Origin of the sequence: Falsihalocynthiibacter sp. SS001 (genome assembly GCF_042445055.1) — a bacterium.
Taxonomy (GTDB): Bacteria; Pseudomonadota; Alphaproteobacteria; order Rhodobacterales; family Rhodobacteraceae; genus Falsihalocynthiibacter.
On the sequence record NZ_CP170339.1, the window covers coordinates 3134405 to 3145865 of the forward strand.

Below are 11461 nucleotides of genomic sequence, written 5' to 3' on the forward strand. Positions count from 1 at the left end.
GGAACGTCATTGCAGCGTCGCAGCCGCCATTAGTCGTTCTTCCCTTGGAAGCAAAGTGCGCAACGACTTGAGCGCCTGATAATACTGCCCGCCTAACACGGCATCTGTCGCTGCTGTCAATAGTTCCCGACTATCGACGTCGACCAGTACTTGGCTGAGTTGCTCAATCCCGCGCAGCATCTGGATACTTGCCTTTTCCTGTTCGGCGTCGCCCGAGAGAACAAGCTGTGCAATATAGCAGACACGACGAACGGGCGTATTTGCTTCTTCTGGGTGGATTGCGTCTCGCAGGCGAAGAATATTTGCGTTCGGCGTAACGATGGAAAGTCGCGAGCGTCGATCACCATTTTCAATCACTGCACCATTAATTAGAACCCGCTCTTTTGGCCCCAGCTTTAGGACGAGGCCACTCATTTTGCCCCCCCTTCTGCACGCAAGCCGCCCATGATCGCAGAATTGATGTCGATCAGCGCGTCCGCGGAGGCACCATCTTTCAGTACTCTTCGTGTCTGAACGGCGGTAAACTCTGCGAGATAGAAAATCCTTGCTCGTAAGTCGTCTGACAGTTGGTTTGAGCTTTCGGCGACGTCCGACGCGAGTAGTGTCCATAGCTGGCGGTTCTGATGCATAGCTGCCACCAAATCTTTAAACCCCGCCTTCCCTTTCGATTGCGCTGCCTTCAATGCATGCGTGATGCGCGCAAATGCTTCGTATTCGATTCCACGTGGAGAGCGAGTCGTTGTTTGTGTTTTACCATAAGCCGTTTTGGCCTGATCTAAAGCGTTCATTTCTTTTCCTTCCGAAGCTCTAATTACTATGCGTAATGGGGCGCCTTATTAGCGCCCCATGGGCCTCTCACTTACCGGAAGAGAGAAAGGATCGACTGAGGAGCCTGATTTGCAATCGACAATGACTGAATCGACAGTTGCTGCTGTGTCTGTAACGCTGTTAGGCGCGCGGAAACTTCCTCCATGTCAGCGTCAACAAGCGTACCGATTCCGGACTTCAATGAATCTGTTAGCTTGCCAATAAAGTCGCTCTGATTTTCAATCCGCGCCTCCGCAGAACCGAAGTTAGCGCCAGCATCAATAGATGATTGAATTAGTGTTTCGATACTATCCAGTGCCGACGACGCTCCAGCGTCACTCCGCACGTCAATTTTGTCCAAACCGAATAGACCACCGGATGCGGTTCCGCCCTCATTTGCGGTCCGCGCCAGCGCGAGACTGGAACCGCTGTTATCAATACTCAGGCTCCACTGTTTTGTCGTCGCATCTTGGGAAACCTTGGTCGTAATTCCGTCGATATCACCGCCATCAATCGCAGTTTTTAGGCCCTTGGCGACGTCCTCCATAGTCTCATTTTTGCCCGCGATATAATTATACGAGCTGCTTCCGACAGTGACTTTGTAGCTATCCCCGTCCTTCACAGCCGCCACTGTCGAGAACGCTACCGTTTCCGCTCGCTGCTCGATTGTTGCGGAAGCATCCGTCAAGCCAGTTGTACCGTTCGCAGCAGTAATCTGGCCCGTACCATCGCCGGCTGTCGTTGCCGAAACTGCTACGTCGAGCCCCTCAAACGCACGTGTCGAGCTAATCGTTAGCGCACCGCCAGACGAAGAGGCTGTAACGCCATCCAGTCCTAAGCCGTTGATCGCACCTTCAAAATAGCTAGCAACATCCGCAGGATCAGTTCCCTTCGCAGTGAACCCTAGCTCCACACCCGCGACCGTTAGAGTCGCAGTGTCATTCGCCGCCCAAGTTGCACCAAACGTGGCAACCGCGGTGTTCGCAGTATTGGCAACCGCAGTCGCACCGCCGGAAATGCTTGCATTGGCAGAAATGTCCGTACCAGAGCCATACGTACCCGCGGTCGTTGACTGATCTTGGCGCTCAATTGTGATGTTCGATGCAGAGACAGTTCCATCGCTGCTTCGATCTAGGGACGAAAGAATATTAACTTCGTCGGTACCCTGGATCAAATTCAGTCCGTTAAACTGCGCAGCACCAACCACAGCGGTAATTTGATCGCGAAGCGCCGAGATATCCGTTTGAATCTTCGTGCGGTCAACATTCTCTTCCTGTGCGGCAACGATTTTTCCCTTAATATCGGTAAGCAATCCAGTCACCGTCTCGGACGCTTGGCGCGCTACAGCAACTGTTGATTCTCCGAGAGAAAGACTATCTGAGATCGCCTTGAAACCATTTACATCCGCTTCCATCACCTTTGAAATGGCCCAAACCGCCGAGTTATCCTTGGCCGAAGATACGGATTTACCAGTAGAAATTTCGTTCTGTGTGGTTGCCATGTTGGCGTTCACACCTTTAAGCGTCTGAAGCGCGACCATCGCGCCGGTATTTGTCAGAATACTGGACATATTGAATTCCCATTTGAGGGCGCTTTTGCGCCAATTTTCGATTTGCACGCTGACGTGCGGTGGTTGTCGTTCTGACAAATTCAGACGTTCAAATTCCAAACGTCTCTTCCGTAATCGAAAGATGGCAGGCAAAACCTAAGAGTTTCCTAAGCTCCAATCGCCACTTCATGAGAATTTTATTCAACTTATCGCAGCGATCTCAGGTCCGCCGTTCAAAGCAAACGCGCCCCTTGTCGCCAAGACTCTGGCGCTGACCTGCGAGCGTATAGGTGTTGAGCGTTTCTGACTGCCCTTTAGCAGCCTGCAAGCGGCCATTCACGGCACGAATTGCCCGCACTGCCATCGCGAGAAGGTCCTGATTCCGTCTCGCCGCACACTTGAGTTTCGCGAGGACCTCGGCATCTGGACGCTCCCCGCGCGTGAACTCATCTACAAGCCGCGCCTTCTCATTTGTGAATTTCCTTAGGTGCTCAAACTTACCCCCAAGAATCGCGTTTCGCTCGTCGCTTAACAGCATTTCGAGATCATTTGCCAGCCGCTCTGCACTCATTTCTGCGCCTCCTTAAGGGCGTCGAAAAACGATTGTGCTAGGCCGATTCCACCGCCCTCAACCATGGCGTCGGCCTGTGCGCTAACCAAGAATGAACTAAACTGGTCCTCCCCCGCACCACCACCGAAACTCTCCGGTGTTTGACCAAACCCGGCCGATTTGAGCATTTCAGATAGAAAACTCGCCTCTAGCTTTTTTGCAGCATCCATTAATTGCGAATCCTTTTCGGTCATCGCGTTTTGCCGCCCATTTGCGGAGGGTATTATAGAGAGACTGTCAGGTATCATATTGCATCCAATTCTAGCTAATTTTCCGATTGTGCGCCGAATTCGGTAAACATCCGGTAACTAAATCAGCCCATAGTGAGCCCTCAACGAGGTAGAACCCCGAGAGGGCAACGATGCATATCCAATTAATCCCGATGACTGTGCCGCCGGCGGTCGACTCAAATGAAGTGCTTGGCAGTTTCGGCGTTGACGTGCTCCCACTTGAAGATCAGCTGTTTAGTCTTGAAGACTTTGAAACTGAGTTCGTTCCGGAGTTAGTGGATTTGCCTCAACTGCCACAACACACGCCTTCTCCTATCGCGTTTGAACTAGTGAGTAATCTTCCAGAACTACCACCGCAAACTGAGGAACAAATCGACAAACAAGTAACGCCATTGGCTCAAATGCCGGAGAAACCCAATACTCCGATAGCTTCTTTTACTATGCCCCTACCCGTTCAATCCTCTCCTGAGGGCCAAGTACCAAGCCCCCTTCCCAGCGGCGACCTGCCCGCTCCGCACCAAACTACAACTATCCCGCCTTCGGATCCTGATCCGACCGAAGTACCAACTTCTCAGCCTGAGAAGCGGACAGAAAGGGAATTTCTGCATGTCCCCATTTCGGTCATGAATATTTCCCAGGACGTAACTAACCCCTCACCAATGACGCCAAATGCCGCCTTTGGAACCGAAACAATGTCGCCAGAAGTCAAGGCGCCCCGCAGCGTTTTAGAGACTACCCTTCAAGCTTCTCTGCTTACAGAAGTCAGAGCCAAATCGCCTGAGGTCTCCGTGAAAAATACTGAAGCGCCTGTAGCGATACCGACCGATAAAGTAGCTCAAAGTGCTCCAATCGTTGCTACGCCAGTGACAACAAATGCGGCCATAGAGATACCTTTAGGTGATAGTTCGGAGCATTATAGTTATGACAAGGCGCAACCTTCACAGAGTGCCGAATCGCGTGAATTGACCGCCATACAGACCACCGCTCCACAGAGCCCAAATGGAGAACCCGAGCGACCCTTAAAGCCATTGGAACCACTTGCGCCCACGACAAATGTCACATCCGACGTGGATGACAGCTCTAAACCGCAAGAGAAGCCATTGCCGCCGCAAAATGACAACGCTCCCCTCACGGCCATTAATCGTCAGACAGAGCTGCCTATTTCCGGGCTTCCGAATTTAGCGCCATCGCTGGCACCGACTGAATTGCCGATTATGATCGAGCAGGCGGCAGCAGAATCGACACTTCGGGTAGACCTCCAAAGCCATGAGACACCAAGGACCGCCCCAACACCAACCACAACGCTCCCACCTCCGCCGGTGGCGCGCGCGATTGCGCAGCAGCTCTCTGTCGCGCTAACGGCGGACGCATCGCAACCGATAGAGATCGCCCTTTCGCCTGAGGAGCTTGGCCGCGTTAAATTATCGCTTTCACCAAATGAGCAAGGAATGACGATTTCGATCGTCGCTGAGCGGCCCGAAACACTTGACCTTATGCGCCGAAATGCTGCCCTTCTGACCCAAGAGTTTACTGATAGCGGATACACAAGCCTTACCCTTAACTTCGCACAATCAAACCGCGATCAGCAGCAGGGCGCGGATCAAAATCAGGCAAACGATTATGACTTCGATTTCGCTCGCGATAGTTCCGAAGGCCCCTCGCCGCATCGAATTGATCTTACAACATCCACCGGCGTCGATATTCGCGTTTAGATAGGAGTAACTAATGGATATTTCACTCACATCCGCACCCGTACAAGCCGCTGCAACCCAAACCGGAAGCGCTACTGATGCGGATCGCGCTGCGCTCTCTTCGGACTTTGATACATTTCTGAAAATGTTGACTGCGCAGGTCACTAACCAAGACCCGCTGAATCCAACTCAATCACAGGATTTTGCCGCTCAGCTTGCAACATTCTCCAACGTTGAGCAGGCAGTGAAGACCAACGAACTCTTGGAAAGCATGGTATCAGGTAACGGGCCCTCAGGATTGGCCGAGATGGCGGGCTGGATCGGTATGGAGGCCCGCGCCGATGGGCCCGCATATTTTGACGGCAGCCCGATTTCAATCTCGCCGATTCCTCCTAACGGAGCAGATCAGAACTTCCTCGTGGTCCGGAATCAGGCTGGCGATATTGTACAACGGCAAGCAATTTCTGCGACCGCGGAGACAATGGAATGGGCAGGAGCTAGCGACTCGGGAACTCCACTGCCAAACGGCCTCTATTCATTTTCGCTTGAAAGCTATCAAGATGACGAACGCCTCCCTGATGGAGTGGTGGAAATTTACAGCAAGGTGCTTGAGGCGCGCGCCGATGGGGATGAAGTGGTCTTGGTCCTCGAAGGCGGTGCGCAGCTTAAAGCGTCAGAAGTGTCCGCATTGCGGCAAGAGAGTTAGTTTCCGTAGCTTGTGTTTGCTTAGGTCCACACCTAATTTGGCACAGCTATGAACCAGCCCTTGCAACATAATCCTACATTTGAACTCGCACGCGAATTGCGGGCTGTTATCTCTGCTGATGCGACATGGACACAACTTGCGGGCGGGAAAACCAATCGCAGTTGGCGCGTAACTGGCTCCGGTTTTGATCATGTTTGCAAGCTGTACCCATCCGCAAACAAGAACCCGCTTTTTCCTAATAATCCGCACGACGAGTTCAGAATTCTTTGCGCATTACAGGAAAGCTGGTTCACGCCACCTGCGGTATCTCTACACCGTACGCGCTTGGGGGACTGCGTCGTATACGAATATGTCAGCGGCCAGCCGCACACGCGACGCGATTCTCGGGAGGTTGGTCGCGCGCTGCGTGAGGTTCACCGAATCCCGAGCAATCTAAATTTACGTGAACTACCCACGCAGCCATTGGCGATAATCGAACACGGTGAACGCATTCTTGAGAGTTGTTCTGGAAGTAGCGTGGATAGGCTGAGTGAACTAAAGCCGCAGATCCCTCAACTCCCGCATGTTAGCCCAGTGCTACTACACGGCGATCTGGTCCCCGCAAATATCATTCAAACACCAAGTTTTCCCGTGTTTATTGATTGGCAGTGTCCCGCATATGGTGATCCGTGCGAAGACATATCTACCTTTCTTTCGCCAGCGATGCGGGTGGCCTATTCGTCGTTTCCGATTACCGACGACATGATTGATGACTTCCTGAGCGCGTACGGGGATGGGCGCATTTCCGATCGATATTATGCACTGGCGCCGCTATATCATTGGCGCATGGCGGCCTATTGTTTGTGGAAATCGCAACATGGATCGCATGAATATCAGGCGGGATATGACGCGGAAATCGACGCGCTTCGCCACTATTTCTAGGTGACGGCTACCCAAATCCACTGAACAGCAAACGCGAGAGCGACCCCCGCTCCGAAAACCAAACCAACCTTAACTGGCTGTGCTTTGGGTGGAGCCTCCGGCTTTTGAGACCGAGCGATAAGCGCGTCTTCTGCCATTCGCGGAAGCAGAGGACCAAACCGACTCAGCACTCGCACCGTGCGCACCAAATCAGCCATCAACGCCTTGGGGCCCAGATTTTCTTTGATGTAGCCTTCGACAATTGGTTTCGCGACTTGCCAGATATTAATGCGCGGATCCAGTGAGCGCGCGACACCTTCGACCACAACCATCGTGCGCTGAAGCAGGATAAGCTCGGTGCGAGTTTCCATCCCAAAACGCTCTGTTACCTCAAACAGATAATGGAGCAACCGCCCCATCGAGATCGAACTGGCATCCATCCCGAATATTGGCTCTCCGACGGCACGCAGAGCGTTGGCGAATTCTTCGACATCGCGGTCAGCAGGCACATAGCCCGCCTCAAAGTGCACCTCTGCCACACGACGGTAATCGCGCGTTATGAACCCATAGAGGATCTCTGCGTAGACACGCCGCGTATATTCGTCGATACGCCCCATAATCCCGAAGTCGTAGGCAATAATATCTCCGTTTTCGGCGATCTTCATATTGCCCTGATGCATGTCAGCGTGAAAATAACCATCACGCAGAGCATGACTTAGGAAAAGTTGAAGAACCCGCGCGGCGATGATCTGTCGGTCGTGACCAGCCGCATCTAGGGCGTCGTTGTCACCGATCGCCGTGCCCTCTGCCCAGTCGAGAACCATCACGCGACGGCCTGACAATTCCCAATTCGGCTCGGGAACTTGGAACATTTCGTCGTCGATGGTATTCGCGCCAAACTCTGAGGCCGCTGCACTTTCCAAGCGCAGATCAAGTTCCCCCGTCACGCCCTTATCAAAATGCTCAATAACTTCGGTCGGGCGCAGGCGCCGCGTACCTGGCAACAGGATTTCCAGAACGCCTGCCGCGAAATAGAACGCGTCGATATCCTTGCGAAACGCGCGCTCAATTGACGGACGAAGCACCTTTACCGCGACCTCTTGGCCGGTGGCGGCAAGGCGCGCGCGATGCACCTGTGCGATACTTGCCGCAGCGACGGCTTCGCCAAATTCACTGAACAACTCATCTGCCGGGCGACCTAGTTCGTCCTCAACGGATTTTTTGGCGAGCTCGGTTGAGAATGGCGGAAGCTTGTCCTGCAGGACGCGCAATTGTTTCGCCAGATCCTCTCCCGCAATATCGGGACGCGTAGAGAGTACCTGACCGAATTTGATGTACGCAGGCCCTAATACATTCAGCGCGCGCGTCACGGGCGTAAGCTTCGGGTCGCCCTTCAACCCCAGCCATTGAAACGGCCAAGCCAAACTCCGCAGGACCACTCGCGCCAACGGAGGCGCATCGACCGCATCCAGCAAGATTGGCATCGCACCGTTGCGTTCAAACGTGGCGCCAGTGCGGATCAGACGCCAAATGTTGTGCGGACCGCGCATCTAAATTTTCCACCCTGAATGCAGCGCCGCAATACCCATCGAGAGGTTGCGGTACTTAACGTTCTCGAACCCTGCATCGCGGATCATCTGGGCGAAGGTATCCTGATCGGGGAATTTTCGAATGGACTCAACGAGATACTGATAACTCTCGGAATCATTCGCAATAACTTTGCCCATCTTGGGAATGACGTTGAACGAGTATAAATCATATGCCTTTTGCATCATCGCGTTGGGCAATTGCGAGAACTCCAGAACCATAATCCGTCCCCCCGGACGCAAGACACGATAGGCCTCTGAAAGAGCATCGGGTATCCGAGTGACATTCCGGATACCAAAACTGATGGTATAGACATCGAAAGAATTATCGGGAAACGGAAGCGCCATCGCATCTCCAACGACCCAATTGAGTTCGTCAGCACGTTCAATGGCTTCGGGGCGCTGCGCACCAGCCACAAGCATTCCCTCGGTCATATCGCACACCGTGGCGTGGCCATGCCCTGCCCGCTTTAGGAACTTGAACGAAATATCGCCCGTTCCACCCGCAACATCGAGGAGTTTCTGACCCGACCGAGGCGCAAGCCAGTCCATCATCGCCTCTTTCCAAATACGGTGGATGCCCATGGACATCGCGTCATTCATCACATCGTATTTGTTTGCAACATTCGTGAAAACGCCGTGGACCATGCCCGCCTTGGCGTCTTCATCTACAGTCTGAAAACCGAAATGCGTTGTTTTCTGGGAATTGTCGGTCATTTTGCCTTGCCCATTCCTATCCATCGCGACTCTTATAGAGCGCTCAGATTTGGTTACAACGTTCAGATAGTCAAAGGAAAGGTTCACATGCCTGAATTACCCGAGGTCGAGACGGTTCGTCGCGGCTTGGCCCCAGTGATGGAAGCCAAGAGAATCCTTCGTGCGGATATACGGCGCCCCGACCTTCGCTGGCCGTTCCCACCCGATATGGCAGAGCGTCTGACTGGGAAGCAGATACTTCGGCTGCGGCGCAGGTCGAAATATATCCTAGCGGACCTCGATAGTGGCGAAACGCTTATTATTCACTTAGGCATGTCTGGACGAATGCAAATTTCAGGAAGCGCCACGGGCACGTTCCCTCATGATTTGCCGACTCCTGCGAAACACGACCACGTAGTGTTGGATATGGAGGGTGGAAAACGCGTAACCTTTAACGACGCGCGCCGATTTGGAGCGATGGACCTCGTCGCGACGGCGAACGTCGAGGCACACAAACTTATCGCGCACTTGGGACCAGAACCTCTGGGGAACGCATTTAACCAAGAATACCTTGCTGATCGCCTAAAGAACAAGAAAACCCCGATCAAAAGCGCGCTTCTCGATCAGGGAATCATCGCCGGATTGGGCAATATCTATGTCTGCGAAGTGCTTTTCCGGACACAGATCCGCCCCGAAACACGCTCGGACTTCCTTTCCAAGGACCGAATTGAGCGTTTGGTTCCTGCCGTTCGCGAAGTCTTGAGTGAGGCTATAGAATCAGGCGGCTCGACACTTAAGGATCATCGCCAAGCGGATGGTGATCTAGGTTATTTTCAACATAGTTTCAGGGTTTACGGCCGTGAGGGACTGCCCTGTCTGACAGAGGGTTGTACGGGCACGATTCAACGAATCGTACAGTCCGGTCGATCAAGTTTCTATTGCGCGCAATGCCAAAGATAACTTGAATAGCGGCACAAGATTGTTAATCCATCGTATATCCGAAACTATATGGTAGCCCCAAATGGCCTATGAAACGCTCATCGTCGAAGTCGAAGAACACGTTGCCCTTATCAGGCTCAACCGCCCCGAGGCGCTGAACGCGCTAAATTCGGAACTGTTGGGTGAACTTGGACAAGCGCTGAGCGCAGCCGAAGAAAACGATAAGGTTCGCTGCATCGTTATCACCGGATCGGAAAAGGCATTTGCGGCCGGTGCGGACATCAAAGAGATGGCGGATAAAACCTTCGTTGAGATGTTCAATTCCGACTACTTCGGTGCCGAGAGCGCAAGCCTCCTTGCCAATCGCAAGCCTGTTATTGCCGCTGTTGCGGGATATGCGCTCGGCGGTGGATGTGAGCTTGCGATGATGTGCGATTTCATCATTGCGGCAGATACAGCCAAGTTCGGTCAGCCCGAAATCAACCTTGGCGTCATTGCGGGACTGGGCGGCAGCCAACGTCTCACACGATTCGTCGGCAAATCGAAATCTATGGATATGCACCTTACCGGACGTTTCATGGACGCCGAAGAGGCGGAACGTTGCGGCCTCGTGAGTCGTTTGGTGCCTGCGAAAAAGCTGATTGACGAAGCGATGTCAGCAGCGCAAAAGATCGCAGAGAAATCCATGCTGGCCACCAAGGCGGCCAAGGAAGCCGTGGATAGATCATACGAAACAACGCTCTCTGAAGGGTTGTTGTATGAACGACGTCTATTCCATTCTCTGTTCGCAACAGAGGACCAAAAAGAAGGTATGGCTGCGTTTCAAGAGAAACGAGAAGCGCAGTTCCGAGATAAATAGTAAAAAACGTTGCATACCCCCGTTGACTTGCGGGCGAGTCGGGACTAGAAGCCCAACTTCAGATTTATGCGACCCCAAAGAGTGGGAATTCGAGATATGGCAAATTCGCCCCAAGCTAAAAAACGCGCTCGTCAAAACGAACGTCGTTTCCAAGTTAACAAAGCACGCCGTTCGCGCGTTCGTACCTTCCTCCGTAAGGTTGAAGAAGCGATCGAGGCCGGCAACAAAGAAGATGCAACTGCAGCATTGCGCGCCGCTCAACCAGAGCTGATGCGTGGTGTTACTAAAGGCATTTTCCACAAGAATACAGTTGCACGCAAAATGTCGCGCCTTTCGGCTCGCGTTAAAGCAATCGCTTAAAACGTTAAGACATCTGCAGTCTTTAAGAGAGCGCCCTTCTGAGGGTGCTCTTTTTTTGTGCTTGCGCGGCAAAAAATGCTGCGCCGCACGAAGGAATTTGGTCCAACTAGATTCGTTTTGAGAAAGTCAGAGTCAAGCTCGAAGATGTGTTGCGAACGCACGCTTTCAGTTGCTAGCTTGACCATGCGATTCACTACGTCGTTGAAGACAAAACTACAGCCACGCCAACAACTACTTGTCGATGGTGGTGGGGGGTATTATTTTTTGAGAGAACCGGAAGTTTCATTCTCAAAGAAGTTTATCTCAATAGAACAAGGGGTTGCACCCAGGTTTTAGAGAGAGGACCTTACATCTCTGGCTCATGCCCGAAAATTCGGCGAGCTTGCGGATGAGTTTTTGTTTTCATCTCTGCGTTTTTGTGAGGCCTTGTAAGTGTACGGGTAAGGGACATCCCATACTGTTTACTGGTCACATAGAACTCCTGCTTTCAGAGCTGCTCTGAGGCGATAATTCACGTTTTCTGCAAAC

The 11461-nt window shown here is 52.7% G+C and carries 13 protein-coding genes; 6 read left to right on the top strand and 7 right to left on the bottom strand.

Annotated features, from left to right (window positions below; genetic code table 11):
* Positions 1-6: 6 nt before the first annotated feature.
* The 5 genes from flbT to ACFE33_RS15125 all read right to left on the bottom strand — a co-directional run bounded on the left by flbT (position 7) and on the right by ACFE33_RS15125 (position 3160).
* Positions 7-414, bottom strand: a complete 408-nt coding sequence (flbT, locus tag ACFE33_RS15105) for a flagellar biosynthesis repressor FlbT (protein WP_380055185.1) — start codon at positions 412-414, stop codon at positions 7-9.
* Positions 411-788 (bottom strand): flagellar biosynthesis regulator FlaF, encoded by a 378-nt coding sequence (gene flaF, locus ACFE33_RS15110; RefSeq protein ID WP_380055187.1) that lies wholly within the window; start codon positions 786-788, stop codon positions 411-413. The genes flbT and flaF overlap by 4 nt, the downstream gene beginning before the upstream one ends.
* A 71-nt stretch (positions 789-859) precedes the next feature.
* On the bottom strand, positions 860-2377 hold the full coding sequence (locus ACFE33_RS15115) for a flagellin (RefSeq protein WP_380055190.1): 1518 nt from the start codon (positions 2375-2377) through the stop codon (positions 860-862).
* Between the two features lie 199 nt (positions 2378-2576).
* Positions 2577-2927 (bottom strand): hypothetical protein, encoded by a 351-nt coding sequence (locus ACFE33_RS15120; RefSeq protein ID WP_380055193.1) that lies wholly within the window; start codon positions 2925-2927, stop codon positions 2577-2579.
* Entirely contained in the window at positions 2924-3160 is a 237-nt protein-coding gene (locus tag ACFE33_RS15125; protein ID WP_380055196.1) for a rod-binding protein, read from the bottom strand. Before ACFE33_RS15125 ends, ACFE33_RS15120 begins: the two co-directional genes overlap by 4 nt.
* Positions 3161-3327: 167 nt before the next feature.
* Between ACFE33_RS15125 and ACFE33_RS15130 the strand changes: the two genes are divergently transcribed.
* The 3 genes from ACFE33_RS15130 to ACFE33_RS15140 are packed head-to-tail and all read left to right on the top strand — an operon-like array spanning position 3328 to position 6514.
* Positions 3328-4908, top strand: a complete 1581-nt coding sequence (locus ACFE33_RS15130; RefSeq protein ID WP_380055198.1) for a flagellar hook-length control protein FliK — start codon at positions 3328-3330, stop codon at positions 4906-4908.
* Between the two features lie 13 nt (positions 4909-4921).
* Positions 4922-5593: a flagellar hook capping FlgD N-terminal domain-containing protein gene (locus ACFE33_RS15135; RefSeq protein ID WP_380055200.1), complete on the top strand. Its 672-nt coding sequence runs from the start codon at positions 4922-4924 to the stop codon at positions 5591-5593.
* A 48-nt stretch (positions 5594-5641) separates the two neighbouring features.
* Positions 5642-6514, top strand: coding sequence for a phosphotransferase family protein (locus tag ACFE33_RS15140; protein ID WP_380055202.1), 873 nt, complete (start codon positions 5642-5644; stop codon positions 6512-6514).
* Here ACFE33_RS15140 and ubiB read toward each other — a convergent pair.
* Entirely contained in the window at positions 6511-8043 is a 1533-nt protein-coding gene (ubiB, locus tag ACFE33_RS15145) for a 2-polyprenylphenol 6-hydroxylase (RefSeq protein WP_380055205.1), read from the bottom strand. The two genes, ACFE33_RS15140 and ubiB, sit on opposite strands and share 4 nt — an antisense overlap.
* Positions 8044-8796 (bottom strand): bifunctional demethylmenaquinone methyltransferase/2-methoxy-6-polyprenyl-1,4-benzoquinol methylase UbiE, encoded by a 753-nt coding sequence (gene ubiE, locus ACFE33_RS15150; protein WP_380055207.1) that lies wholly within the window; start codon positions 8794-8796, stop codon positions 8044-8046.
* An 87-nt stretch (positions 8797-8883) separates the two neighbouring features.
* On the opposite strand from ubiE, the gene mutM reads away from it, so the two are divergent.
* The 3 genes from mutM (at position 8884) to rpsT (ending at position 10933) form a co-directional block, all read left to right on the top strand.
* Positions 8884-9735 (top strand): bifunctional DNA-formamidopyrimidine glycosylase/DNA-(apurinic or apyrimidinic site) lyase, encoded by an 852-nt coding sequence (mutM, locus tag ACFE33_RS15155; protein WP_380055210.1) that lies wholly within the window; start codon positions 8884-8886, stop codon positions 9733-9735.
* Between the two features lie 61 nt (positions 9736-9796).
* On the top strand, positions 9797-10573 hold the full coding sequence (locus ACFE33_RS15160) for an enoyl-CoA hydratase (protein WP_380055213.1): 777 nt from the start codon (positions 9797-9799) through the stop codon (positions 10571-10573).
* 96 nt (positions 10574-10669) lie between these two features.
* Positions 10670-10933, top strand: a complete 264-nt coding sequence (gene rpsT / locus ACFE33_RS15165; protein ID WP_380055216.1) for a 30S ribosomal protein S20 — start codon at positions 10670-10672, stop codon at positions 10931-10933.
* The last annotated feature ends 528 nt before the right edge of the window (positions 10934-11461 follow it).